The 24920-nt window shown below is 60.0% G+C and carries 20 protein-coding genes and 2 tRNA genes; 12 read left to right on the top strand and 10 right to left on the bottom strand.

Features of this window, described 5'->3' with window-relative positions:
• The first annotated feature begins 46 nt into the window (after window positions 1-46).
• Together QMK52_RS12845 and QMK52_RS12840 are read left to right on the top strand one after the other, a co-directional pair.
• Window positions 47-1996 carry an LTA synthase family protein gene (locus QMK52_RS12845; RefSeq protein ID WP_320404153.1) on the top strand — a complete coding sequence of 650 codons (1950 nt, stop codon included), beginning with the start codon at window positions 47-49 and terminating at the stop codon, window positions 1994-1996.
• A 50-nt stretch (window positions 1997-2046) separates the two neighbouring features.
• Window positions 2047-2760, top strand: a complete 714-nt coding sequence (locus tag QMK52_RS12840) for a phosphatase PAP2 family protein (protein WP_194439112.1) — start codon at window positions 2047-2049, stop codon at window positions 2758-2760.
• A gap of 176 nt (window positions 2761-2936) precedes the next feature.
• Here QMK52_RS12840 and groL read toward each other — a convergent pair whose 3' ends face one another.
• The 5 genes from groL to QMK52_RS12815 form a co-directional block, all read right to left on the bottom strand.
• On the bottom strand, window positions 2937-4583 hold the full coding sequence (gene groL, locus QMK52_RS12835; protein ID WP_005791041.1) for a chaperonin GroEL: 1647 nt from the start codon (window positions 4581-4583) through the stop codon (window positions 2937-2939).
• A 50-nt stretch (window positions 4584-4633) separates the two neighbouring features.
• Window positions 4634-4927, bottom strand: a complete 294-nt coding sequence (locus tag QMK52_RS12830; protein WP_003193940.1) for a co-chaperone GroES — start codon at window positions 4925-4927, stop codon at window positions 4634-4636.
• 250 nt (window positions 4928-5177) lie between these two features.
• Complete coding sequence (locus QMK52_RS12825; RefSeq protein WP_005791045.1) at window positions 5178-5654, bottom strand: FxsA family protein; 477 nt, start codon at window positions 5652-5654, stop codon at window positions 5178-5180.
• 66 nt (window positions 5655-5720) lie between these two features.
• Complete coding sequence (locus QMK52_RS12820) at window positions 5721-6452, bottom strand: HugZ family protein (RefSeq protein ID WP_320404152.1); 732 nt, start codon at window positions 6450-6452, stop codon at window positions 5721-5723.
• A gap of 103 nt (window positions 6453-6555) precedes the next feature.
• Window positions 6556-7563 (bottom strand): DUF481 domain-containing protein, encoded by a 1008-nt coding sequence (locus tag QMK52_RS12815; RefSeq protein ID WP_005791049.1) that lies wholly within the window; start codon window positions 7561-7563, stop codon window positions 6556-6558.
• A 194-nt stretch (window positions 7564-7757) separates the two neighbouring features.
• On the opposite strand from QMK52_RS12815, the gene QMK52_RS12810 reads away from it, so the two are divergent.
• From QMK52_RS12810 to QMK52_RS12795, 4 genes are all read left to right on the top strand, one after another.
• Window positions 7758-8072, top strand: a complete 315-nt coding sequence (locus QMK52_RS12810; protein WP_050549437.1) for an MGMT family protein — start codon at window positions 7758-7760, stop codon at window positions 8070-8072.
• 43 nt (window positions 8073-8115) lie between these two features.
• Window positions 8116-9648 (top strand): AmpG family muropeptide MFS transporter, encoded by a 1533-nt coding sequence (locus QMK52_RS12805; RefSeq protein WP_320404151.1) that lies wholly within the window; start codon window positions 8116-8118, stop codon window positions 9646-9648.
• Between the two features lie 197 nt (window positions 9649-9845).
• Window positions 9846-11561, top strand: coding sequence for a proline--tRNA ligase (locus tag QMK52_RS12800; RefSeq protein WP_005791054.1), 1716 nt, complete (start codon window positions 9846-9848; stop codon window positions 11559-11561).
• 20 nt (window positions 11562-11581) lie between these two features.
• Window positions 11582-12535 carry a hypothetical protein gene (locus QMK52_RS12795; protein WP_005791056.1) on the top strand — a complete coding sequence of 318 codons (954 nt, stop codon included), beginning with the start codon at window positions 11582-11584 and terminating at the stop codon, window positions 12533-12535.
• A gap of 129 nt (window positions 12536-12664) precedes the next feature.
• On the opposite strand, the gene dinB is transcribed toward QMK52_RS12795, so the two are convergent.
• Complete coding sequence (gene dinB / locus QMK52_RS12790; RefSeq protein ID WP_005791058.1) at window positions 12665-13723, bottom strand: DNA polymerase IV; 1059 nt, start codon at window positions 13721-13723, stop codon at window positions 12665-12667.
• A gap of 278 nt (window positions 13724-14001) precedes the next feature.
• Between dinB and QMK52_RS12785 the strand changes: the two genes are divergently transcribed.
• The 4 genes from QMK52_RS12785 to QMK52_RS12770 all read left to right on the top strand — a co-directional run bounded on the left by QMK52_RS12785 (window position 14002) and on the right by QMK52_RS12770 (window position 18533).
• Window positions 14002-14078 (top strand) — tRNA-Met (locus QMK52_RS12785).
• A gap of 176 nt (window positions 14079-14254) precedes the next feature.
• Window positions 14255-14331 (top strand) — tRNA-Met (locus QMK52_RS12780).
• A 279-nt stretch (window positions 14332-14610) separates the two neighbouring features.
• Window positions 14611-17253, top strand: coding sequence for a bifunctional lysylphosphatidylglycerol flippase/synthetase MprF (gene mprF, locus QMK52_RS12775; RefSeq protein WP_005791060.1), 2643 nt, complete (start codon window positions 14611-14613; stop codon window positions 17251-17253).
• Window positions 17253-18533: a virulence factor family protein gene (locus QMK52_RS12770; protein ID WP_005791061.1), complete on the top strand. Its 1281-nt coding sequence runs from the start codon at window positions 17253-17255 to the stop codon at window positions 18531-18533. The genes mprF and QMK52_RS12770 overlap by 1 nt, the downstream gene beginning before the upstream one ends.
• A gap of 77 nt (window positions 18534-18610) precedes the next feature.
• Here QMK52_RS12770 and recJ read toward each other — a convergent pair whose 3' ends face one another.
• Window positions 18611-20320, bottom strand: coding sequence for a single-stranded-DNA-specific exonuclease RecJ (gene recJ, locus QMK52_RS12765; RefSeq protein WP_005791065.1), 1710 nt, complete (start codon window positions 20318-20320; stop codon window positions 18611-18613).
• A 157-nt stretch (window positions 20321-20477) separates the two neighbouring features.
• Window positions 20478-21020 (bottom strand): YaeQ family protein, encoded by a 543-nt coding sequence (locus QMK52_RS12760; RefSeq protein WP_003193952.1) that lies wholly within the window; start codon window positions 21018-21020, stop codon window positions 20478-20480.
• A 137-nt stretch (window positions 21021-21157) separates the two neighbouring features.
• Here QMK52_RS12760 and QMK52_RS12755 point away from each other — a divergent pair, with 137 nt between their 5' ends.
• Complete coding sequence (locus QMK52_RS12755; RefSeq protein WP_320404150.1) at window positions 21158-22357, top strand: CaiB/BaiF CoA-transferase family protein; 1200 nt, start codon at window positions 21158-21160, stop codon at window positions 22355-22357.
• 170 nt (window positions 22358-22527) lie between these two features.
• Here the strand turns inward: QMK52_RS12755 and QMK52_RS12750 are convergent, their stop codons facing one another.
• Window positions 22528-22812: a DUF3509 domain-containing protein gene (locus QMK52_RS12750; RefSeq protein ID WP_032803962.1), complete on the bottom strand. Its 285-nt coding sequence runs from the start codon at window positions 22810-22812 to the stop codon at window positions 22528-22530.
• Window positions 22813-23018: 206 nt separating this feature from the next.
• Here QMK52_RS12750 and QMK52_RS12745 point away from each other — a divergent pair, with 206 nt between their 5' ends.
• Window positions 23019-23681: a response regulator transcription factor gene (locus QMK52_RS12745; RefSeq protein WP_005791073.1), complete on the top strand. Its 663-nt coding sequence runs from the start codon at window positions 23019-23021 to the stop codon at window positions 23679-23681.
• On the opposite strand, the gene QMK52_RS12740 is transcribed toward QMK52_RS12745, so the two are convergent.
• Window positions 23650-24894 carry an EAL domain-containing protein gene (locus QMK52_RS12740; protein ID WP_032879641.1) on the bottom strand — a complete coding sequence of 415 codons (1245 nt, stop codon included), beginning with the start codon at window positions 24892-24894 and terminating at the stop codon, window positions 23650-23652. The genes QMK52_RS12745 and QMK52_RS12740 overlap by 32 nt on opposite strands.
• Between the last annotated feature and the right edge of the window lie 26 nt (window positions 24895-24920).

Genomic DNA, 24920 nt, shown 5'->3' with positions numbered 1-24920 from the left:
AGTTTCAGGGCGAAGATCGCCCCCCATTGATATAAGGAACTTGGACATGGGTTTTTTCAAAACAGCGCCAATGCGCTATTTGCTGTTGATAACCGGTGCCTGGTTATTGGTTTTCCTGCTCACTCGCAGCGTGCTGCTCGTGACTCACCTGAATGAAGTGGGCGGCAACTTGCTGCCGGTGTTTGGCGTGGGGCTGCTCTACGACCTGGGCTTCCTCGCCTATGCGGCCTTGCCGCTGGGCCTGTATTTGCTGCTATGCCCACCCGCACTGTGGCGCCGCCGCGGCCACCGCTGGTTCTTGCAGGCGCTGCTGACGATCAGCCTGTTTGCCATGCTGTTCACCTCGGTGGCCGAATGGCTGTTCTGGGATGAGTTTGGGGTGCGCTTCAACTTTATCGCCGTCGATTACCTGGTGTATTCCGATGAGGTGCTGAACAACCTGCTGGAGTCTTACCCGATCGGCAAGCTGCTGAGCCTGCTGGCAATGCTGGCGATCCTCATGAGCCTGGCCCTGCGTAAACCCTTCAATGCCGCCATGGCGGCACCTTTGCCGGCACTGCGTGGCCGTTTGGTCAATGCCCTGGGCCTGTTGGTGGTCGCCGGCCTCAGCCTGCAACTGATCAGCCAGGACAGCCCACGTGCCCAGGGCGGTAACGCTTACAAGAACGAACTGGCCAGCAACGGTCCTTATCAATTCTTCGCTGCGTTCCGCAATAACGAATTGGACTACACCCAGTTCTATCAGAGCCTGCCCACCGATGTGGTCGCCCGGCAACTGCGCGCCGAACTCAGCGAGCCCAACGCGCGCTTTATCGACCCGGACCCGCTGGATATTCGCCGCGCCATCACCAACCCGGGCACACTGCGCAAGCCCAACATCGTGCTGGTCACCATCGAAAGCTTCAGCGCCAAGTACATGGGCAGCAACGGCGATCAACGCAACCTCACGCCCAACCTGGATGCATTGCGCAAACAAAGCCTGTACTTCAATAACTTCTATGCCACCGGTACACGAACCGACCGGGGCCTGGAAGCCATTACCCTGGCGATCCCACCCACGCCAGGGCGCTCGATCGTCAAGCGCATCGGCCGTGAAAGCGGGTTCGCGAGCCTCGGCCAACAACTCACGGCCATCGGTTACGACAGTGTGTTTGTCTACGGCGGTCGCGGTTACTTCGACAATATGAACGCGTTTTTCAGCGGCAACGGGTATCGGGTCGTAGACCAAAGCAGCGTGCCCGAGTCAGAAATCTCGTTCAAAAATGCCTGGGGCATGGCCGACGAAGACCTGTTCAAACAGACGCTTAAACTGGCCGACGCCGACTACGCCAAGCAACAGCCGTTCTTGCTGCAACTGATGACGACTTCCAACCATCGTCCCTATACCTACCCGGATGGGCGCATCGACATCAAATCCGGCAAGGGCCGCGATGGTGCGGTGAAATACACTGACTACGCCATCAACCAGTTCCTTGAGGCTGCACGCCAGAAACCCTGGTTCGATAACACCATTTTTGTGTTCGTCGCCGACCACACGGCCGGCAGCGCAGGCAAGGAAGACCTGCCGATCACCAACTACCAGATCCCGTTGTTTATCTATGCGCCCAAGCTGATCGACGCACGGGAGTCCGCGCAACTGGCCAGCCAGATCGATCTTGCGCCGACCTTGCTGGGCCTGATCAACCTCAGCTACGAGTCGACGTTCTTCGGCCGTAATCTGTTGCAAGACAACCCGCTGCCACCGCGAGTCGTGGTGGGCAACTACCAGCATCTGGGCTTGTTTGACGGCAAGGACCTGGCAATCCTCAGCCCGCGCCAAGGCTTGCGTCGCCACGATCAGGCCCTTGGAGAAAGCCAGGAGTTGCGCGTCGGTAGCGATGACCCATTGATCCAGCGGGCAATTACCTACTATCAGGCCGCCAGCTACGGCTACAAACAGCAACTGCTGAGCTGGAAAGCGCCCAAGGAAGAGGCGCCAGTCTTAAGCAAACGCTAATCAAAAAGCCCCGTGCAGGTGAGCACGGGGCTTTCTCACCAAGGTTCGTGATGAAATCCCCCTCCTCTTTACCGGTTTCCAAACCGCTCAATTTCTGGCTGTGCCTGGGCCTGCCTGCCGGCGCCGCAGTGGTCTTGCTGTTGCTGGAACTGACCTCATTGGACATGGACCTGGCCAGGCGCTTCTACAGCGCGGAGGCTGGCGGCTTCATCGGCCGCTATAGCTTCTTCCTTGAAGACATCCTGCATGATCGGGCCAAGCAACTGGTGATCCTGTTTTCGGTGTTGGCGATTCTGGGGCTGCTCGGCAGCTTCATTCTGCAACGACTCAAGCCTTACCGTCGCGAACTGGTCTGCCTGGTACTCTCCCTGGGATTGGCAACGGCCTTCGTGGCACCGTTGAAAACCATCACCGCCGTGCAATGCCCCTGGAGTCTCAAAGAGTTCGGCGGCCAGGAAACCTACAGCGAACTGCTCAGCCCGCGCCCACCTACCGATAAACCTGGCCGCTGTTGGCCCGGCGGACATGCAGCCACCGGGTTTGCCTTGTTCGCCTGGTTCTTCGCCCTGAGGGATCGGCGACCAAAGCTGGCGCGCTACGCTTTCATATTCGCCGTCAGCCTGGGCAGCGTGTTTTCAGTCAGCCGTATGCTGCAAGGGGCACACTTTTTTTCCCACAACGTGTGGACAGCGATTTTTTGCTGGCTGATTTGCCTGGGGTTGTATTGCCTGTTGCTGTACCGACCTAATCGCCTTCTCCTGTAGGAGCGAGCTTGCTCGCGAAAAACGCACAGGCGCCGCGTTTATTCAGGACGCACGCCGTTATCGTTGACGTTTTTCGCGAGCAAGCTCGCTCCTACAGAGGAAGGCAAGCCGTGCACAAAAAAGCCCCGCCTGCATCACTGCAGGCGGGGCTTTTTATAGCGCCGGGTAAGGCTGGCTTACATCATGCCGCCCATGCCACCCATGCCGCCCATGTCCGGCATACCGCCGCCAGCTGCGCCTTCAGCCTTCGGCTTGTCAGCGATGGCAGCTTCGGTAGTCAGGATCAGGCCACCGATGGAGGCTGCTGCCTGCAGCGCGGAACGGGTCACCTTGGTAGGGTCCAGGATGCCCATTTCGATCATGTCGCCATAGACGCCAGTCGCAGCGTTGTAACCGTAGTTACCTTTGCCGTTCTTGACTTCGTTGACCACAACGCTTGGCTCGTCGCCGGAGTTGGCAGCGATCTGGCGCAGCGGTGCTTCAACGGCACGACGCAGCACAGCGATACCAACGTTCTGGTCGGCATTGTCGCCGGTCAGGTTGGTCAGGGCTTCCAGAGCACGGATCAGCGCAACGCCACCGCCAGGTACCACGCCTTCTTCAACGGCTGCACGGGTTGCGTGCAGGGCGTCTTCAACGCGGGCTTTCTTCTCTTTCATTTCAACTTCGGAGCCAGCGCCAACCTTGATCACTGCAACGCCGCCGGACAGCTTGGCCAGGCGCTCTTGCAGTTTTTCACGGTCGTAGTCCGAGGAGGTTTCGGCAACCTGGGCACGGATCTGCGCGATACGGGACTCGATGTCGCCTTCAACGCCAGCACCGTCAACGATGATGGTGTTTTCCTTGGAGATGGTCACGCGCTTGGCGCTACCCAGGTTTTCCAGGGTGGCGCTTTCCAGGCTCAGGCCGATCTCTTCGGAGATAACGGTACCGCCAGTCAATACGGCGATGTCCTGCAGCATGGCCTTGCGACGGTCGCCGAAGCCTGGAGCCTTGACGGCTGCAACCTTGACGATGCCACGCATGTTGTTCACAACCAGGGTCGCCAGGGCTTCGCCTTCAACGTCTTCGGAAACGATCAGCAATGGACGGCCGGCTTTGGCAACGGCTTCCAGTACTGGCAGCATTTCGCGAATGTTGGAGATCTTTTTGTCGACCAGCAGGATCAGCGGGTTGTCCAGCTCGGCAACCATGGTCTCTGGCTTGTTGACGAAGTACGGGGACAGGTAGCCACGGTCGAACTGCATGCCTTCTACAACCGACAGTTCGTTTTCCAGGCCCGAGCCTTCTTCAACGGTGATCACGCCTTCTTTACCGACTTTTTCCATGGCTTCGGCAATGATGTCACCGATGGAGCTGTCGGAGTTGGCGGAGATGGTGCCTACCTGAGCGATGGCCTTGGTGTCGGCGCATGGCTTGGACAGGTTTTTCAGCTCGGCAACGATGGCGATGGTCGCCTTGTCGATGCCACGCTTGAGGTCCATAGGGTTCATGCCGGCAGCGACGGCCTTGTAGCCCTCGTTGACGATCGCCTGAGCCAGGACGGTAGCGGTGGTGGTGCCGTCGCCTGCGTCATCGTTGGCACGGGAGGCAACGTCTTTGACCAGCTGCGCGCCCATGTTCTCGAAACGGTCTTCCAGTTCGATTTCTTTGGCGACGGAAACGCCGTCCTTGGTGATGGTCGGAGCGCCGAAGCTCTTCTCGATGATCACGTTACGGCCTTTCGGGCCCAGGGTCGCTTTTACTGCGTCAGCCAGGACGTTGACACCGGTGAGCATTTTCTTGCGGGCGGAGTCGCCGAATTTAACTTCTTTAGCAGCCATGATCGATATTCCTTAAATACTTTGTAGTAACGGGAAAATGAGCGAGGAAATCAGTCTTCCAGTACGGCGAGAATTTCGTTCTCAGCCATGACCAGCAGGTCTTCGCCGTCGACTTTCACAGTGTTGCTGCCGGAGTAAGGGCCGAAAACAACCTTGTCACCCACTTTCACGGCCAGTGCGCGTACATCACCGTTCTCCAGGGTCTTGCCTGGGCCAGCAGCGACGATCACACCGTGGTTGGCTTTTTCAGCAGCCGAACCTGGCAGAACGATCCCGCCAGCGGTTTTCTTTTCTTCTTCGCTGCGACGGATTACGACGCGGTCGTGCAGAGGACGAAGCTTCATTGTCGATCTCTCCTAATTGTGTTTTTCATCGGCCGGTATCAATTCCGGCGGGTTAAATTCCGGCGGTGCCGGTTGCGGCTCGCTTGGCGAGACGCGGAAGTCTGTCTGATGTCACCACCAGAAACCTTGCGGTGACCGTTACATAAGGGCGCATGCGCTTATTACAAGGGGGCCGGGAGGAAATTTTTTCTCAGATTGCTCGCCGGGCCAATGCAACACGGCACCCGAAGGTGCCGTGCCAGTGAAGCGGTTATTTGTTGTCGCGGTGTTCGAACTCGCCTTCGATCACGTCGCCTTCACGCCCCAGCGGTTGACGCGGGGCCGGGCCGCCACGGGGTTGCAGGTCGTCGGCAAACGCGCGTTGGCGAATCGCCGCTTCTTCGGCGCGCTGGCGCATCTTGCCGGCCAGCAGTTTGCGGGTAAACGGCAACAGCAGCACCAGGCCGAGCACGTCGCTGATAAAGCCCGGCAGGATCAGCAGGCCACCGGCCAGGGCCATCATCAGGCCCTCAAGCATGGTCTGGGCCGGCAGTTCGCCGCGGTTCAGGCTTTCACGGGCACGCAACGCCGTGGCCAGGCCGGCCACGCGCAGCACCATGACGCCGAGCATGGAGCCTGCGATGATCAGCAGCAGCGCCGGGAAAAACCCGATCGCACCGCTGACTTTGACGAATACGAACAGCTCCAACACCGGGAACAGCAGAAAGAGCAATAAAAAAGGGCGCATCAAATGGTTCCTCAACGCAAGAATGCCTTGCCAGTTCACCTTAGATGACGTCGCCATTGTGTGAATTCAAGCGTCGGCAGTGGTTTTTTTCGGCCATACCGCGGCGTGAGCCAATGAAACCAGGGCCTCGCGTACTTGTGTCGGTGTGTTGCAAGGCGTCTCGAAAGGCAACCAATGCAAGCTTTGGCCAATACGCAGGTGCATGCCTTCGCTGTCGATGCCGGCCAACTGCGCAGGCTCGCCAGCCGGCAAACCGCTGAGGTCGACGTAATGGGCGATGGCCTTGGTGTGATCGCTGTTCATGTGCTCGATCATGCTGCGCTCGGCCTTGCCTGCAAACGGATTGGTCAGGGTCAGCTGGTCGACCCAGTGGATCGCGCCAAACCCACCGATATAACGGTGGCGCACCGGCTTGAGCACCCAGAAATCGAAATCGTGGGCCTTGTGGTAGTTGGCCGAATCGGGGAAGTAGCGATAGTAACGCTCGGCGGCGGCTTCAATGGCTGCGCCGTCTTCCAGTTTCTCGGCCTCGGCCAGGTAGGTCAGGCGTCCCACGGCCTGCACATCATCGGCCTCGCGCTCACCCACCAGCAACGAGCACTTGGGATCTTTTTGCAGGTTATGGGTGTGCTGGGCGATGCGGCTGATCAGGATCAGCGGGCGGCCCTGCTCATCGAGGCAGTAGGGCACGACCGAGCCGAAGGGAAAACCGGGCATGGCTTTTGACTGTGTGGCCAAAGCCCCACGGTATTCCTTGAGCAACAGCTCTCGGGCGTTCTTGGCAACGTGCGCGCTCAACGTATGACTCCTCGGGTGTTCCGCCGCCCATGGCATATGGGAATGGATCTCAACACAAGGTAATCAATATCCGCGCAGGTTGCCAGAGTGGCCGACGCAGCTTTTACCAGGCCACACCAAAGCCTGCGGTGTAGCGAGTCTTGCTCAGGCTGCTCTCGGAACTGCCGCTGACCTCGTTGCGCTCGGCCTTCAAGTTGAGCGAGGCCCACTCGGTGACCTTGTAGCGCAGCCCCATTTCCGCATCCAGGGAATACTCGGACGGCCCGGCAAGCGGTTTGCCCAATTCGCCGTTGGTAAAGAACTCGACAGTCTTGCCCACCAGGTAGCGGTTGTAGTTCCACTTCATGGCCAGGGAATAGAAGTTGTCCTTGCCGCCGTCGGCGTATTCGTAGTCGGTGCGGTTGACCAGCGAACCGAGGGAGAACGCGCCCAGTTCATCGTCCCAGAACTGATAGCCAGGGCCGGTACCGACAACGCGCTGACGGGCCAGGTCTTCGACCTTGTCGCGCTTGTAGGTCAGGCGGCCCTGCCAGAACCAGTGCTCGGTGATGAAGCGGTCCAGGTTGTACTCCAGCGCCCAGTTATCGGTGGTGGTAATGTCGTCCTGGAACTCGCGGTTGTATTCGCCTTTGCCCGTATGACGCCATTGGCCGTGACGGGCCGAGGTCTTGAAGTCGATGTCGTAGTCGTTGGTGTCTTTGTCGGCACGCTTGTAGTCCAGCGCCAGGTCGACGTTGCCCTTCCACACCAGGTCTTCGATCACCGGCTTGGGCTTCATGATCTGTTGGATGCTTGCCAGGTCGACCGTCTTGGGTGCCTCGCCATTGGCCAGCACCACCTTGCCGTCATCCGACGCCTGCAACGACTTGGCCTTTTCGCCGCTGTAGGCGTCCTGCTTGACCAGCAACTCCTGATCGCTTTCCAGGGTCTTGACCTGCTTCCAGTCCACCGGGATCGAGCCCGCGTAGGTGGTTTGGATCAGCAGTTTGCCACCGTCGAAGACTTTGATCTTGCCGGTCAGCCGGTCGCCGTTTTTCAACCAGACGGTATCGGCAAGCAAGGGCGTGGAAGCACTGAAAACAGCAAGGCACAACAGGGTTCTGGACAACATAAGCAGATACGGGGCTCAGGGGTGGCAAAAAATAGGGGCGTTATAGTGTTACATGGCTAGAACTGACTCAAGGATTTATATTGAGTTCAATGCTCATCGTCATGTTTACAGACGTTTCTGACAAAACCGCGACGATCTCAACGGATATCCCCATAGTGAAGCCACCCGCCGATACGCCGCAAAGCCCCGCCGAAATGCGGCGTACCGCGCTGTACCTGACCTTGTCGCAAGTGCCCGAAGGCTGTGTGGTGAGCTACGGCGAGCTGGCTCACTTGGCGGGTCTGGGTCGTGCCGCCCGATGGGTCGGGCGCACCCTGAGCCAGTTGCCCGAAGACACCCGATTACCCTGGCATCGGGTGCTGGGCGCCGGTGGTCGGATAAGTCTGCCGGCGGGCAGCGCCTCAGGCGACGAACAACGTGCGCGTTTGCGTAGCGAAGGCGTCACTATCTTGAACAATCGTGTTGATATTCAGCGCCATGGCTGGCGTCCGGTAGAGCACAGCGGTTAGAGTGCGCGCTTTGTTTCCGCAAACCTGAGGCAGACTCCAGCCCATGCCCCGTAAAACCTGGCGCGCCGCGCTCGCCGCCTATGCCAGCCCCTCGACATTAGTGCTGTTGTTGCTCGGCTTCGCTGCCGGCATGCCTTACATGTTGGTGTTCTCGACGCTTTCCGTGTGGCTGCGCGAGGCCGGAGTGGCCCGCGAGACCATCGGCTATGCAAGCCTGATCGGTCTGGCCTACGCCTTTAAATGGGTCTGGTCGCCGCTGCTCGATCAATGGCGCTTGCCGTTGCTCGGTAAACTGGGGCGTCGTCGCTCCTGGCTGGTGCTGGCCCAATCGCTGGTGATCCTCGGATTGATCGGCATGGGTTTTTGTGACCCGCAAAAACACCTGTCCTGGTTGATCGCCATCGCGGTGATCGTCGCCTTCGCGTCGGCCACCCAAGATATCGCCGTGGATGCCTACCGCCTGGAAATCGCCGACGACAGCCGTCAGGCCGCCCTGGCGGCAAGCTACATGTCCGGCTATCGCATTGCCGCCCTGCTGGCCACGGCTGGTGCGCTGTTCTTTGCCGAAGGCTTTGGCTCCACCGGCTTCAACTATAAACACTCGGCCTGGACCGGCACCTATGTGCTGTTCGGCGTGTTGATGGTGCCGGCGTTGCTCACCACCTTCCTCATGCGTGAACCTGATGTGCCACTGCGCACCCAGTTGCAGGCCGGCCGCTACAGTTTCATGCACCAGTTGGTGTCGGTGTTTGTACTGATCGTACTGTTGGTGTCAGTGCCGGCGATGTTCACCCAGCTGTACAACACCGACTTCGCCAGCGTGCTGTTCCAGGGCGTGAGCCTGTGGCAACTGCTGATGGAAGACCGCGCGTTCCTGCGCGCCATCCTTTATATCATCCTCACCACCCTGTGCCTTTCGGCCATGGGCCGTCGGGGCCTGGCGCCGGTGCTGACGCCGGTCAACGACTTTATCCTGCGCTATCGCTGGCAGGCGCTGCTGCTGCTCGGGCTGATTGCCACGTATCGCATGTCCGACACGGTGATGGGCGTGATGGCCAACGTGTTCTATATCGACCAGGGTTTCACCAAGGACCAGATCGCCGGAGTGAGCAAGATCTTCGGCTTGATCATGACCCTGCTCGGCGCCGGCATGGGCGGCCTGTTGATTGTGCGGTTCGGGATCCTGCCAATCCTGTTCATCGGTGGCGTGGCCTCGGCCGGCACCAACCTTTTGTTCGTGATGCTCGCCGACATGGGCCCCGACCTGCAGATGCTGATCGTCACCATTTCCCTGGACAACTTCAGTTCGGGCATGGCCACCTCGGCGTTCGTGGCGTACCTGTCGAGCCTGACCAATCTCAAGTTCTCCGCTACCCAATATGCGTTGCTCAGCTCGATCATGCTGTTGTTGCCACGCCTGATCGGCGGGTATTCGGGGGTGATGGTGGAGAAGTTCGGTTATCACAACTTCTTCATGATCACTTGCCTGCTGGGGGTGCCGACGCTGCTCCTGATTGCATTGCACTGGTTCCAGGAGAACCGGCGCGCCCGGTTGAATCCGCCGCAGGAAGACTGATACGACTCGGTCAATGTGGGAGCTGGCTTGCCTGCGATAGCGATGGTGAACCCAACGCCGCTATCGCAGGCAAGCCAGCTCCCACACAAGCGACGGTTACCACAGATACGCCTCGCCACCTCACGCCTGTACTCCAGCAGCAACCGCCCGTACAATCCCAAGTCATTTCAAGTCCAAGCAACCGACAACGGCCTACCATGCGTACCAGTCAATATTTGCTCGCCACACAGAAAGAAACGCCTTCCGACGCGGTTGTGATCAGCCATCAGCTGATGCTGCGCGCCGGCATGATCCGCAAACTGGCCTCGGGCCTGTACACCTGGTTGCCCATGGGCTTGAAGGTGATGCGCAAGGTCGAAGCCATCGTTCGCGAAGAAATGAACGCTGCCGGCTCTCTGGAAGTGTTGATGCCGAGCACCCAACCGGCTGAGTTGTGGCAGGAATCCGGGCGCTGGGAAGAGTACGGCCCTGAGTTGCTGCGCTTCAAGGACCGTCATGGCCGCGATTTCTGCGCCGGCCCGACCCATGAAGAAGTCATCACCGACCTGATGCGCAACGAGTTGAGCAGCTATAAACAGTTGCCGCTGAACCTGTATCAGATCCAGACCAAATTCCGCGATGAAATCCGCCCGCGCTTCGGCTTGATGCGTGGTCGCGAATTCATCATGAAGGACGCCTATTCGTTCCACGCCGACCAGGCTTCCCTGCAAGCGACCTACGACCGCATGCACCAGGCCTACTGCAACGTATTCACGCGCCTGGGCCTGAAGTTCCGCCCGGTTGAAGCGGATAACGGCTCCATCGGCGGTGCCGGCTCCCACGAATTCCACGTGCTGGCCGAATCCGGTGAAGACGATATCGTGTTCAGCAACGGTTCCGACTACGCGGCGAACATCGAAAAAGCCGAAGCCATACCACGTGAAACCTCGCGCCCTGCTCCCACCGAGGAGCTGCGCCTGGTCGACACGCCGGACACCAAAACCATCGCGGCCCTGGTGGAGAAATTCAATCTGCCGATTGAAAAGACCATCAAGACCCTGATCGTGCGCGCTGAAGAAGAAGGCAAGCTGATCGCCCTGGTGATCCGTGGCGACCACGAGCTCAATGAAATCAAGGCCGCCAACCAGCCTGGCGTAGCCAGCCCGCTGGTCATGGCCACCGATGCCGAACTGCGCGACGCCATTGGTGCCGGTGCCGGTTCCCTCGGCCCGCTGAACCTGCCGCTGCCGATCATCATCGACCGTTCCGTCGAGCTGATGAGCGACTTCGGTATCGGCGCGAACATCGACGACAAGCACTACTTCGGCGTGAACTGGGAGCGTGACCTGCCGGTTCCGACCGTGGCCGACCTGCGCAACGTCGTAGCCGGTGACCCAAGCCCGGATGGCAAGGGCACCCTGGAAATCAAGCGCGGCATCGAAGTCGGGCACATCTTCCAGCTGGGCAACAAGTACAGCAAGGCGATGAAGTGCGAAGTGCTGGGCGAGAACGGCAAGCCGATCACCCTGGACATGGGCTGCTACGGCATTGGTGTTTCCCGCGTGGTCGCCGCTGCCATCGAGCAGAACAACGACGAGAAAGGCATCATCTGGAGTGACGCTTTGGCGCCGTTCCAGGTGGCCCTGGTGCCGTTGCGCTATGAAACCGAGCAAGTACGCGAAGCCACCGACAAGCTGTACGCTGAACTGACCGCTGCCGGTTTTGAAGTGCTGCTCGATGACCGGGACAAGAAAACCAGCCCGGGCATCAAGTTCGCCGACATGGAACTGATTGGCATCCCGCACCGGATCGTGGTCAGTGACCGTGGCCTGGCCGATGGCAATCTGGAATACAAGAGCCGGACCGAAGCGCAAGCCCAACCGTTGCCGGTGGCTGACGTGCTGTCTTTCCTTCAGGCGCGTATTCGTCGCTGAAAACCAGATCAAGAGAAGTCATGTTCAAGCGAAACACCAAAGCCCTGGGGGGCGCCGCCTTGTGCGGCGCCCTGCTGGTCAGCGGCTGCGCCAATCAGATGTCGCAACGCAGTGAGCACGAGGAGCGGGTCGAGCGTAAATTGCTCGATCACAGCCTGCAGATCGATGTAGGCGAACCCAAAGTGCTGGAGCTGCCGCAACGCCGGGTTCGCATTCATGAGCAGAAGACCTTCGAGGTCACCGAATTCGAAGTCACCCGTCGTTACGATCGCTACACGCCTTACCAGCCCTGGCGCAAACTCTATGAGATGCCGCTGGGTGCCGTGGCGTTGGTGGCGGGCGTGGGTGCCAACGTGGCGAATATCTTCGCCCTCGGCAACCTGCCCACGAGTGTGACGCGAGACTGGCTAAGCTATGGCGTGGACGGCATCAACCCGTTCATGAACGTGCAATCCCATGGCCGTGCGCAACAGAACCTGGCAGCTATCGATGAAGTCCAGCGCGACAAGCGCCTGGAGTATTCGAGCCTGCCGTGGAGCGAGCGCCCGGTACAAGTCACTGCCGGCAAGCAGACCCATGAGCTGACCACCGACCGCAACGGCATCCTGCGCCTGAACCTGTTGGACAGCCCGTTTGCCGAGCAGGACCTGAACCGCGTCACGACCTTGAAGATCAGCGTGGCAGATGGTCAGGACGATGTGCACACAGACTCGACCCTGGCGGTCAGCAACTCCCTGCGCGGCAAGTTGCTGGAAGCCCATGGCCTGATCTACGACGACCTGGAAGATGACGAAGTGAACCAGTGGGTGCACCGCGTCAAGCGCCTGTCGGAACTGGGCCTGGAAGAAGAAGCCAGCGAACTGGAACAAAGCCTGATCGAGCTGACCCGCAATGATCCGGAATTGCAGCAGGAGTTTGTGCAGGCACTGACCAAGGATGCTGGGCGGTTGGTCGCAGATCCTGGCGCACGCTGATCGCGCAATACCTGTGAAGATCAAACTGTGGGAGCTGGCTTGCCTGCGATAGCGGTGTATCAGTTAAAGCATTCTTGACTGACACTCCGCTATCGCAGGCAAGCCAGCTCCCACATTTTTTTCGGGTTTCTACCAGGAAAATTCGAGCTGTTCGTTACCGCCGCTCAGGTCCAGCAACCGCACCCCAATCCCCAGCAATCGCACCGGCTTGCCCCCACGGTTAAACGCCTGGGTCAGCAACTGCTGATAACTCTCCAGATCCCGCCCTGCCCCCGCCTGCTCCAGCGTCGTCTGGGTAAAGTCATGAAACTTCACTTTGACGAACGGCTTGCCCGCCCGGTAGCTGCTGTCGATGCGCGCCATACGCCCCGCCAGGGTTTCCATCAATTCGGGAAGTTTAGCCAGGCAGCTTGAAAGATCCGGCAAGTCCACATCGTAGGTATTTTCCACACTGATGGACTGTCGACGACTGTCGTTTTGCACCACGCGGTCATCAATCCCACGGGCCAGGCTCCAGAGTCGTTCGCCAAAACTGCCGAATTCGCGCACCAGCGCCAGTTTGTTCCACTCGCGCAGCTGCAAGCAGTCTTCGATGCCCAGGCGCGCGAGCTTATCGGCGGTGACCTTGCCAACGCCGTGCAGCTTGCTGACCCGCAGCTGCGAGACAAAGTCTTCGACCTGGTCCGGGGTAATCACAAACAGGCCGTTGGGCTTTTTCCAGTCGCTGGCAATCTTGGCCAGGAACTTGTTCGGCGCCACGCCGGCAGACACGGTGATATGCAACTGGTTGGAGACCCGCCGACGGATGTCCTGGGCAATGCGCGTGGCGCTGCCGCCAAAATGCGGGCTGTCGGAGACGTCGAGGTAGGCTTCATCCAGCGACAACGGCTCGATCAAGTCGGTGTAGTCGCGAAAGATCGTCTGGATTTCCTTTGATGCTTCTTTATAGGCATCCATGCGCGGTTTGACGATGGTCAGGTCGGGGCACAGCTTCAAGGCGTGGCGCGACGACATGGCAGAACGAACCCCGTACGCACGCGCTTCGTAGTTGCAGGTAGCGATAACCCCCCGCCGGTCCGCCGAGCCGCCCACAGCCAAGGGCTTTTGCGCCAGGCTCGGGTCGTCACGCATCTCGATGGCGGCGTAGAAGCAATCACAGTCGACGTGGATGATTTTGCGCTGCGTCATATAAACGGGGTGTGAACCAACAGGTGGCCAGTATCGCATTCACCCCTGTATATAGCACCAGTAGTTTGATTCTTCCTTCCAAGTGGTAGGAAGTTTCCCCGATGAATTTATTTTCTCAATCGAATTCAGGCTTCCGATAGAGCTGAAAGCCTCAGCCTGACTGGCCCGAAGCGCTTCACGACCCAGCCTTGGAGAGCTAACCGATTGAACCACAAGCGCTTTTGTTTGATTTACAGGTTGACACACTCGCGTTCCGCTGTAGAATGCCGACACACAGACGCGGGATGGAGCAGTCTGGTAGCTCGTCGGGCTCATAACCCGAAGGTCGTCGGTTCAAATCCGGCTCCCGCAACCAAACATCAAAAAAGGCTACTCGAAAGAGTGGCCTTTTTTGTGCGTGCCTGTTTTTCACCCCCTGCTTCTGCAAAATGCGGCCAAGGCCTTGATTTCAGAATAATTAGCGCTTATTTGCACCATCGACTCATTAACGGTTGACACCTCGCCGCTTGGCTGTAGAATGCCGCCCACAGACGCGGGATGGAGCAGTCTGGTAGCTCGTCGGGCTCATAACCCGAAGGTCGTCGGTTCAAATCCGGCTCCCGCAACCAAACATCAAAAAAGGCTACTCGAAAGAGTGGCCTTTTTTGTATCCGACGAAAAAGTTCTTCTGAAACAATGGCATGGCATCTTTCATGAAACCGTAGTCGGTTTGTAGAGTCCATCTCATTGCACGCTAGGCTCAATGCTCAAGCGCTACCCTCTACGACCAATGGCCGCAGTCGCCGCCCCCGGTGATCCGCGTTAATATTTGTAATTATTTTGTCCATAGGGATTGGTAACTTGGCCGGATACCCCCATCCTGTCGCGCACAATCCACGAGGTGATTGATGCGCGCCAACTCGTCTGAACCACAAGACACCGTCACAGCAGAACAACCGATCACGCCTACCCGCTTGCGATGGCTGGATTTGTTGAGCAAGTATCGCCAGCCCATTGGCCTGGCCGTAACGCTGCTGTTGTTTGCAATCGCCCTGATCGCCTGCCGACACCTGCTGCTGGAACTGGATCTCTACGCACTCCACGATTCGATTCTGGAAGTGCCCAAGCCAGCCTTGCTCGGTGCATTTGCAGCGGCAGTCGCAGGTTTCATTATCCTGCTCGGTTATGAATTTTCCGGCGCACGCTATGCCGGCGTGAAGTTACCCGCCAAGACCCTGGCCCTGGGCGGCTTCACCGCCTTTGCCATCGGCAACGCCATTGGCTTGTCGATGCTCTCGGGCGGTTCGGTGCGCTACCGTTTATATGCACGCCACGGCATCGGCGCATCGGAAGTGGCGCACATGACCGTGTTCGCCAGCCTGGCCCTGGGCTGCGCCCTGCCGCCACTGGCCGCATTGGCGACACTTAGCAATTTGCCGGCGGCCTCGACTTACCTGCATTTACCGCAAAGCCTGCTCGGGGGTATTTCAGGCGCCGTGTTGGTGTTGTCGGCCATGCTGTGCATCGGCATCTATCGCCGTCGCCTGCCGGAACAGCCCTACCCCGATAACCTGCTGGTCAAGGCCGGGCGTCGCACCCTGCGCCTGCCGGGCCGCCGCCTGACCTTCCTGCAGCTGATCATCACCGCCCTCGACGTGGCCGCTGCCGCTGCCGTCCTTTATATGCTGTTGCCGGAAGCACCGCCATTCGGCCCGTTCCTGCTGGTGTACCTGCTGGCCCTGGCCGCCGGTGTGCTCAGCCATGTGCCGGGAGGCGTGGGTGTATTCGAAGCGATCCTGCTGGCGGCCTTCGCCGACAAACTCGGTGCCGCACCCCTGGCTGCCGCCTTGCTGCTGTACCGGATGATCTACGTGGTATTGCCGCTGCTGATCGCCTGTGTGTTCCTGCTGGTCAACGAGGCCCAGCGCCTGTTCCAGACCCAGCAAAGCCTGCGGGTGGCGTCGGGGCTGGCAGCGCCGGTATTGGCCGTCCTGGTTTTTTTGTCCGGCGTGGTCCTGCTGTTTTCCGGCGCCACGCCAGAGATCGACTCACGCCTGGAAAACATCGGCTTCCTGATTCCCCACCGCCTGATTGACGCCTCGCACTTCGGTGCCAGCCTGATCGGCGTGTTGTGCCTGTTGCTCGCCCAGGGCCTGCGTCGACGTTTGTCGGCGGCCTGGATGCTGACCATGGTGCTGCTGCTGGTCGGCGCCCTGCTCTCGTTGCTCAAGGGCTTCGACTGGGAAGAAGCCAGCCTGATGACCATGACCGCGGTGCTGCTGGCGATCTTTCGCCGCTCGTTCTACCGCGCCAGCCGCTTGACCGAGCTGCCGTTTTCGCCGCTTTACCTGGTGGCCAGTGTCTGTGTACTCGGCGCCTCGATCTGGCTGCTGTTGTTCGCCTATCAGGATGTGCCTTACAGCCATCAACTGTGGTGGCAGTTCACCCTCGACGCCAACGCCCCTCGCGGTTTGCGCTCGTTGCTGGGCGCTGCGGTGCTGCTGGTGATCGTATCGCTGACCTGGCTGCTGCGCACGGCGCGCCCGGTCATCCACTTGCCCACCCCGGAAGAACTGGAGCGCGCCAGCAAGATCCTGATGGCCTCGTCCCAACCCGACGGCGGCCTGGCGCTGACCGGCGACAAGGCGCTGCTGTTTCACCCCAACGATGAAGCCTTCCTGATGTACGCCCGTCGCGGGCGTAGCCTGGTGGCTCTGTACGACCCGATCGGCCCGACCCAACCGCGCGCCGAGATGATCTGGCAGTTCCGTGACCTGTGCGATATCCACCACGCAAGACCGGTGTTCTACCAGGTACGCGCCGAGAACCTGCCGTACTACATGGACATCGGCCTCACCGCGATCAAGCTGGGCGAAGAAGCCCGCGTCGACCTGAAACGCTTTGACCTGGAAGCCAAGGGCAAAGAGATGAAGGATTTGCGCTACACCTGGAACCGTGGCACCCGGGACGGCTTGTCCCTGGAAATCTTCGAACCGGGCCAGGCGCCGATGGATGAATTAAAAGTCATCTCCGATGCCTGGCTTACAGGTAAGAATGTGCGGGAAAAAGGCTTCTCCCTGGGCCGCTTCAGCGACGACTACCTCAAGCACTTTCGTATCGCGATCATTCGCTTTGAAGGGCGCCCGGTAGCCTTCGCCAACCTGCTGGAGACCTACAATCATGACCTGGCCAGCCTTGACCTGATGCGCGCCCACCCCGACGCGCCCAAGCTCACGATGGAATTCATGATGGTGGGCCTCATTCAACATTATAAGAACCACGGCTACGCCCGCTTCAGCCTCGGTATGGTGCCGCTGTCGGGCTTGCAACCGCGCCGTGGCGCACCGCTGACCCAGCGCCTGGGCTCGATGGTGTTCCGCCGTGGCGAGCAACTGTATAACTTCCAAGGTTTGCGCCGCTTCAAAGACAAGTTCCAGCCCGACTGGGAACCCCGTTACATGGCCGTGCCCGCAGGACTTGATCCGCTGGTGGCACTGGCCGATACCGCCGCCCTGATTGCGGGCGGCTTGACTGGATTGGTGAAACGCTGATGATTCGACGCTCCTGGCGGTATGTGTTGGCCTTTGTAGTGCTGCTCGCGCTGGTCGTGGCGGGTGGCTTTTGGTACTGGAACCGCCCTGCCCCGCAACCGACCCTGGAGCAATTGCCCCAGGCCGATGGCTCGGTAATGACCCGCGTCACCCCCGCCAGCACCGCCAAAGCCCGTGTGGCCGTGGCCGTGATGGCCGATGAAGCGCTGACCGATAGCCAACTGGTTGCCCTGAGCCAGGGCGGCGCGGCGCAAATCGTTCAGGTGATCCTGCCCAAGGATGACTGCAAGCTGCAGGAACAAGCGCTGCAAGGCGCCCTGGCCCAGCTCAAGGGCCCGGCGACCCTGGTCAGTGGCATCGGCCCTGGCGCTGCGCTCGCCTGGCGCTGGCTGGCCACTCAGAATGATGACAAGGCTAACGCGATCTCCGTCGGCTTTGCCCTGAAACAGGAAGGCTGCAACGACCCGCTGCCCAAGACCTCTGCCCACGGCAACTGGCTGGTGGCGTGGAACGACAATCCTGACGATGAAAGCGCCAGCTTCGTACGTGACACGCCGCGTGCAACCACCAGCATCAGCGACTACGACATTCATTACCCGCAAGTGCTGAACAACGAGCTGCGCAAGCAACTGGTCGGTTCGGACAACGGTGGCCTGGCGATTCCCGTGGTGGAAGTTCCTGCCGGGCAGGCCAAAGACACCGTGACCCTGTTCCTCTCCGGTGACGGAGGCTGGCGTGACCTGGACCGCGATGTGGCCGGCGAGATGGCGAAGATCGGCTACCCGGTGGTTGGCATCGACACCCTGCGCTACTACTGGCAGCACAAGAGCCCGGAGCAAAGCGCCAAGGACCTCACCGAGTTGATGCAACACTATCGGCAGAAGTGGGGCACCAAGCGCTTCGTGCTGACCGGTTATTCGTTCGGCGCCGATGTACTGCCGGCCATTTACAACCGTATGCCGGAAAACGAACAGCAGCGCGTCGATGCGATCATCCTGTTGGCATTTGCGCGCACTGGCAGCTTTGAAATCGAAGTGGAAGGTTGGCTGGGCAACGCCGGCAAAGAAGCCGCCACCGGCCCGGAAATGGCCAAGCTGCCACCTGAGAAGGTCGTGTGCATCTATGGTGCAGAGGAAGTCGACGAGAGTGGCTGCACCGACAAGACTGCGGTGGGGGAAGCCATGAAGCTGCCGGGCGGGCACCACTTCGATGAGAACTACCCGGCGCTGGCCAAGCGCTTGGTGGATATTATCGTCAAACACCAGGCCAAAGCCGAGTAGCTCCAGAGCTGTACACAAAACCAAATGTGGGAGGGAGCAAGCCCCCTCCCACATTTGTTTTGTATTGTCAGTAATATCTAGCGCGGTTCGATGTGGGCAATCATCAACTGCACAGTCTCATTGCCCCGAAACTCATTCACATCCAGCTTGTAAGCCAACTCCACCCAACGCACAGTCGGGTTCGGCCACACCTCGCGGTCCACGCCGAAGGCGATGCCATCAAGCTTCACTGACCCGCATTCGCTCTTGAGCACCACCTTCAGGTGCCGCTCCCCCACTACCCGCTGCTCCACCAACTGGAACACACCGTGAAACAACGGCTCCGGAAAGTGCTGCCCCCAAGGGCCGGCGTGACGCAGGGCGCGGGCCAGTTCCAGGTGAAACTCTTCCACAGCCAAAGTGCCGTCGGAGAGCAAGCGGCCGGTGAGGTCTTCTTCACGCAGCTGCCGACGCACTTCGGCATCAAAGGCTTGCGCAAACAGCGGGAAGTTCGCCTCGGGCAGGGTCAGCCCGGCGGCCATGGCGTGACCGCCGTACTTGCTGATCAGGTTGGGATGCTGGCTGGCGACAACCGCCAGCGCATCGCGGATATGAAAGCCTTGCACCGAACGCCCAGACCCCTTGAGCAGGCCGTCGCCCGCGTCAGCAAAGGCAATGGTCGGGCGGAAGTAACGTTCTTTCATGCGCGACGCGAGGATGCCGATCACCCCCTGGTGCCACTCCGGGTCGAACAGGCACAAACCGTACGGCATCGACTCCACCGGCAAGTCCTTGAGCTGGGCCAGGGCCTCGCGCTGCATGCCTTGTTCGATGGATTTACGGTCCTGGTTCATGCCGTCCAGTTGCGCGGCCATTTCCCGTGCGGCGCCAGCGTCGGTGGTGAGCAGGCATTCGATGCCCAGGCTCATGTCATCCAGGCGCCCGGCCGCGTTCAGACGCGGGCCGAGGATAAACCCCAGGTCGGTGGAGGTGATCCGAGCGTGGTCGCGCTTGGCCACTTCCAGGATCGCCTTGATGCCAGGCCGCGCCCGACCGGCACGAATGCGCTCCAGGCCTTGATGAACGAGGATGCGATTGTTGGCGTCCAGCGGCACCACGTCGGCGACGCTGCCCAACGCCACCAGATCAAGCAGTTCACCGATGTTCGGCTGGGGTTTGTTGTCATACCAACCCAGGCTGCGTAACCGCGCGCGCAGAGCCATCAACACGTAGAAGATCACGCCGACACCGGCCAGGGCCTTGCTGGGAAACGTGCAGCCCGGCTGGTTCGGATTGACGATGGCGTCGGCGGCCGGCAGTTCATCGCCGGGCAAGTGGTGGTCGGTGACCAGCACCTTCAGCCCCGCCGCTTTCGCCGCCGCCACACCTTCGACGCTGGAGATGCCGTTGTCCACGGTAATCAGCAACTGGGGCTCGCGCTGCAACGCCACCGCGACGATTTCCGGCGTCAGGCCGTAGCCGTACTCGAAACGGTTGGGCACCAGGTAATCGACATGGGCCGCCCCAAGCAAGCGCAGGCCCAGGGTACCTACGGTGCTCGCCGTGGCGCCGTCGGCGTCGAAGTCACCAACGATCAGAATGCGTTGGCGCTGCTCCAGGGCGGTCACCAGCAAGTCCACCGCCGCGTCGATCCCTTTGAGCTGCTGGTAGGGAATCAACCGCGCCAGGCTCTTGTCCAGCTCGGCTTCCGATTGCACCCCGCGCGCGGCATAGAGACGGGTCAACAGCGGCGGCAATTCACCGAGAAAAGGCAGGACGGCGGGCAATGGGCGGGGATCGATACGCATGGGGTGACGGGCGCTTCTCTTCTAATACATCGGTTAAACACAGATATTGAACGCAACAAAGATCAAGTGTGGGAGCTGGCTTGCCTGCGATGGCATCCACTCGGTGTGTCTGATGTACCGAGTGGTATGCATCGCAGGCAAGCCAGCTCCCACCTTTTCAACCGCGCTCGCCAACCAGCCATTGCAGTTGCACTTCATGCTGGCCACGGTCGTCGGTCACGAAGATCGTACCTTCGCTGATCATCACATCCCACTTGATCACCCGCGGCATGTCCTTGGCCAGGGTCTCCAACACTTCCTGGGGCACGGCAGCGATGTGCACGTTTTTCAGGTTGTTGGCCACCGGCACTACCTTGCCTTCCCACACACGCAGGCTGCCATAGGCCAGCAGGCTGGTGCGTTCGGTACGGCGCGAGCACCAGGTCAGGCGATCGGCATCCGGCTGGCCGACTTCGATCCAGTGCAGGACCCGATCATCCAGGCTTTTTTCCCACAGGGCTGGTTCGTCTACATCCGACAGGCCACGCCCGAACGCCAGCTGCTCGTTGTACCAGAGGGCGTAGGCCAGCAGGCGCACGGTCATGCGCTCTTCGGTTTCCGAAGGGTGGCGGGCAATGGTCTGTTTGACGCTCTCGTACACCGAGCGGTCGAGGTCGGTGAGGTTGAGTTCGAACTTGTAGGTCGTGGACGGCTGGGCCATGAACGGGCTTCTAAAGACAAGGAAAGGCGGCCAGTCTAACCGATGGCGAGGTCATTCAACGAATACTGCGCTGCATCCGGGCGGCTCGCCTATGTTAAAAAGCAGGACACCATCGTCCCGCGCTTGTAAGGATCCCCATGTCGCTCAACGCCAAACCACTTGCCGGTCTGAAAGTCATCGAACTGGGCACCCTGATCGCCGGCCCGTTTGCCTCACGCATTTGCGCTGAATTCGGTGCCGAGGTGATCAAGGTCGAATCCCCGGACGGCGGCGACCCGCTGCGCAAATGGCGCAAGCTGTATGAAGGCACCTCGCTGTGGTGGTTCGTACAGGCCCGTAACAAGCAGTCGCTGACCCTCAACCTCAAGCACCCCGACGGCCTGGCAATCCTCAAAAAACTATTGGCCGACGCCGACATCCTGATCGAGAACTTCCGCCCCGGCGTGCTGGAAAAACTCGGCCTGAGCTGGGAAACCCTGCACGCTCTGAACCCCAAGCTGGTGATGGTGCGCCTCTCGGGCTTCGGCCAGACCGGGCCGATGAAGGATCAGCCAGGGTTTGGTGCCGTGGGTGAATCCATGGGCGGCTTGCGCTATATCACCGGCTTCGAAGACCGCCCGCCGGTGCGCACCGGGATCTCCATCGGCGACTCGATTGCCGCGCTGTGGGCGGTGATCGGCGCGCTGATGGCGCTGCGTCATCGCGAGGTCAACGGCGGGTTGGGCCAAGTGGTGGATGTGGCGCTGTACGAAGCCATCTTCGCCATGATGGAAAGCATGATCCCCGAGTTCGATGTGTTCGGATTTATTCGCGAGCGTACCGGCAACATCATGCCCGGCATTACACCGTCTTCTATCCACACCAGCGCCGACGGCAAGCATGTGCAGATCGGCGCCAATGGCGATGCAATCTTCAAGCGCTTTATGGCGACCATCGGCCGTGACGACTTGGCGAACGACCCGCAATTGGCCAGCAACGATGGGCGTGACAGCCGCCGCGACGAGCTGTATGGCGTGATCGACCGCTGGGGCAACTCGCTGCCGCTGGAGGAGGTGATTGAGCAACTGAACAAGGCTGAAGTACCCGCCAGCCGTATCTACAGCGCCGAAGACATGCTGGGCGACCCGCAATTTCTGGCCCGGGAGATGTTCCTCAAGGCTCAGCTCCCGGACGGCAAGGACTTCAAGATGCCGGGCATCGTGCCCAAGCTTTCGGATACACCGGGCAGTTGTGAATGGGTGGGCCCGCAGCTGGGTGAACACAACAATGTGCTGCTCAATGCCCTGGGCTACGACGCGGCAGCTATTGCACGTCTGCGTGAAAATGGCGCGATCTGAGAATCGCGGGCAAAAAGAAACCCCGAGCAGTGGGGAGACAACTCGGGGTTAAACGTGGCCTTAAAAAGGCACGCACAGCAAGCGACAAACACCGGAGCACAATGATTGCTCTTGCTGTTACGGACTCTGACTGACCGCCGCGTAGGAAGGTTCCGAAGAAAAATAATGTTTCATGCGAGTGCGCCGCCACGGGTTTGGGCAGCATTGCGCAATGCAGCAATGACCGAGGGTTCCAGGCGCCCTTCGGCGATTTTCACGTCGCGAAGCAGGCAATCCGCGACATCCACCAGCGCACGCTTGTCGGACAATTGCGCGCGATCGACGTCTCGCTCGACCACAATCGCGCCGCCGGGATTCTTTACGGTTACCAGGCAGTCTTCCCGCACACCAGAAGTGGTCAGCGTAACCTGATAAGGGCTCAGTGCTTCACTGAGCAATAGGTGGATACTTTCCATCTCGATCACCACTCAATCATTCGAAAAAGGTTCGAAAAACAAAAATGTCACGAAGAGGCTGACATTCAAGTGACCCGTGCTCAAAGCAGAAAGTTCTACCTTTTGTGTAATCCACTGCTTGAGGAAAACGAGCATGCACGGAAAAGATGACAGAGAAAAAACACAGGCTCACACGCTAGAATCCCTGGATTACCTGGGAGCCTGCCTTGAGAGCTGCGTCTGAAACACCTTTGCGCGTCGTCATTGCCGACGATCATCCGATTTTCCTGATTGGCCTGCGCGCAGTGCTTGAGCGTGACCCGCACATCAGCATCGTCGGGGAGGCCAACTCGCCGCAGGCCCTCAATGCGTTGCTGCAAGACTGTGCCTGCGATGTGCTGGTGACCGACTTTATGATGCCTGCCGAGCCCCATGCCGACGGGTTGCGCCTGATTGACCAACTGCGCCGACACTACCCGGACCTGCCGATTGTGGTGGTCACCATGCTCAACAATGCCGGTTTGTTTCATTCGATTCTGACATCGGGCGTGATGGGCCTTTTGAGCAAGGCCAGCCTGGCCGATGAACTGCCGCAGGCGATTCGTCAGGTCCGCCAGCAACGCACCTACGTGGCCCAGACCATTCGCCAGGCGCTGAGCCTGGCCGGAGAAGTCGGTGCCGATCGCCTGCACTCCCAAGAACAGTTGTCACCCCGGGAGCTGGAGGTGATTCGCCTGTTGGCCACTGGCATGACGGTGGGCCAGATCGCCGCGAATCTGCATCGCAGCAAGCAGACCGTCAGTGCGCAAAAAGTCAGCGCCATGCGCAAACTGGGGCTGGCCAATGATGCCGCCCTGTTTATTTATGTGCAGGAACACGGGCTGGCCTAGCCTGGAACGCAATCCATTGCTTAAGCGCCTCGGCCTCCATCGGCCGGGCAATGAAGCAGCCTTGCAACCACGCCGCCCCCAACTCACCCACAGCGTGGTAGTCGGCAGCACTTTCAACCCCGGTAACCACCACCGCGATATCCAGACGCGCGGCCATGCTCATGGCCCCCGCCACCACAGCCGCCTTGCGATCGTCATCGGCCATTCCGCAGGCAAACGCCGGGGGGATTTTCAGTTCAGTGAAAGGCAACTCCAGCAAATGCTGCAAGCTGGTGCCGCCCATGCCGAAATCCCCGATGGATAACTGGCAACCCAGCATCCGCAGGCGCAACAAGCCAGTGAGGTGGGCACTGTCGGTTTTCAGCGTTGAGGTTTCCACCAGCTCCAGGGTGAGGCTATGGGCGGGTATGCCGTGAAGTTGCAGCAGCCCCTGCAATATCTGTGGGAAGTGTGTGCGCTCAAGCATACGTCCGGGAATGTTCACCGCCACCGGCAGCACCTGGCCGGTCTCGCCCATGACCTGGTTGGCCAGGCCAAGTGCCTGTTCCAGCACATGCCAGGTAAAGGCCTCTTCCATGCCGGCAAACTCCAACACCGGCAGGAACTCTTCGGGCAGCAGCAATTGAGCGTGCGGCAACTGCCAACGCGCCAGCGCCTCCACCCCTTGCAACACCCCGGCCTGGCTGACGATGGGTTGGTACCAGACCCTGCCGCAGGCCGCGATGGTGGCTTGGCTGACGTCCGCCGACGGTGGCAGTTGTTCCCGCGCGCTCAACCCCAGCAACTGGCGCACACGCTCCCAGGACAGCACCGCTGGCCCTGGGCGCAAGTGCCGCTGACAATCGGCCAACACCTGCCCGATCAGCGTTGCCGAGGCCGGCTTGGGCAAGCACGCCAGCACGTTGAGGCCCAATTGCCGGGCCATGTTCGCCACGCCTTCGAGCACATCGGGCTCGGCGTTGCTGAGCAGTACCAACACTTGAGCCAAACGGCGCTCGGCCAGTTCGCGGATCAACTCCAGCCCATCGCCCTGCTCCAGGTACAGATCGCAGATGGCGACATCCACCGGGCCTTTGCTGTCCAGGGACTGGCGAGCCGTTTCAACATCTTCAGCAGTCAGTACATTGAACACGCCATTGGCATTGAGCATCTGGTGCAGTGCCATCAGCTGAAACGGGTTGTCTTCGAGGATCAGGACATTGAGAGAGCGCATGGGTCATGAAGTCGGTACTGGGAAAA

It is taken from the genome of Pseudomonas sp. P9_2, assembly GCF_034008255.1.
GTDB classification, from domain to species: domain Bacteria; phylum Pseudomonadota; class Gammaproteobacteria; order Pseudomonadales; family Pseudomonadaceae; genus Aquipseudomonas; species Aquipseudomonas synxantha_A.
The sequence above is the reverse complement of the archived record's forward strand: the minus strand, read 5'-3'. Positions and strand labels throughout refer to the sequence as shown.

What these genes read in the sequence shown, in the direction of transcription:
- QMK52_RS12805 (WP_320404151.1), top strand. Translation starts at nt 8,116, where the DNA reads ATGCCCCGTAAAACCTGGCGCGCCGCGCTCGCCGCCTATGCCAGCCCC.
- QMK52_RS12840 (WP_194439112.1), top strand. Translation starts at nt 2,047, where the DNA reads ATGAAATCCCCCTCCTCTTTACCGGTTTCCAAACCGCTCAATTTCTGG.
- QMK52_RS12770 (WP_005791061.1), top strand. Translation starts at nt 17,253, where the DNA reads ATGATTCGACGCTCCTGGCGGTATGTGTTGGCCTTTGTAGTGCTGCTC.
- QMK52_RS12740 (WP_032879641.1), bottom strand. Translation starts at nt 24,894, where the DNA reads ATGCGCTCTCTCAATGTCCTGATCCTCGAAGACAACCCGTTTCAGCTG.
- QMK52_RS12750 (WP_032803962.1), bottom strand. Translation starts at nt 22,812, where the DNA reads ATGGAAAGTATCCACCTATTGCTCAGTGAAGCACTGAGCCCTTATCAG.
- QMK52_RS12815 (WP_005791049.1), bottom strand. Translation starts at nt 7,563, where the DNA reads ATGTTGTCCAGAACCCTGTTGTGCCTTGCTGTTTTCAGTGCTTCCACG.
- QMK52_RS12845 (WP_320404153.1), top strand. Translation starts at nt 47, where the DNA reads ATGGGTTTTTTCAAAACAGCGCCAATGCGCTATTTGCTGTTGATAACC.
- QMK52_RS12810 (WP_050549437.1), top strand. Translation starts at nt 7,758, where the DNA reads ATGCGGCGTACCGCGCTGTACCTGACCTTGTCGCAAGTGCCCGAAGGC.
- mprF (WP_005791060.1), top strand. Translation starts at nt 14,611, where the DNA reads ATGCGCGCCAACTCGTCTGAACCACAAGACACCGTCACAGCAGAACAA.
- groL (WP_005791041.1), bottom strand. Translation starts at nt 4,583, where the DNA reads ATGGCTGCTAAAGAAGTTAAATTCGGCGACTCCGCCCGCAAGAAAATG.
- QMK52_RS12825 (WP_005791045.1), bottom strand. Translation starts at nt 5,654, where the DNA reads ATGCGCCCTTTTTTATTGCTCTTTCTGCTGTTCCCGGTGTTGGAGCTG.
- dinB (WP_005791058.1), bottom strand. Translation starts at nt 13,723, where the DNA reads ATGACGCAGCGCAAAATCATCCACGTCGACTGTGATTGCTTCTACGCC.
- recJ (WP_005791065.1), bottom strand. Translation starts at nt 20,320, where the DNA reads ATGCGTATCGATCCCCGCCCATTGCCCGCCGTCCTGCCTTTTCTCGGT.
- QMK52_RS12755 (WP_320404150.1), top strand. Translation starts at nt 21,158, where the DNA reads ATGTCGCTCAACGCCAAACCACTTGCCGGTCTGAAAGTCATCGAACTG.
- QMK52_RS12795 (WP_005791056.1), top strand. Translation starts at nt 11,582, where the DNA reads ATGTTCAAGCGAAACACCAAAGCCCTGGGGGGCGCCGCCTTGTGCGGC.
- QMK52_RS12760 (WP_003193952.1), bottom strand. Translation starts at nt 21,020, where the DNA reads ATGGCCCAGCCGTCCACGACCTACAAGTTCGAACTCAACCTCACCGAC.
- QMK52_RS12830 (WP_003193940.1), bottom strand. Translation starts at nt 4,927, where the DNA reads ATGAAGCTTCGTCCTCTGCACGACCGCGTCGTAATCCGTCGCAGCGAA.
- QMK52_RS12800 (WP_005791054.1), top strand. Translation starts at nt 9,846, where the DNA reads ATGCGTACCAGTCAATATTTGCTCGCCACACAGAAAGAAACGCCTTCC.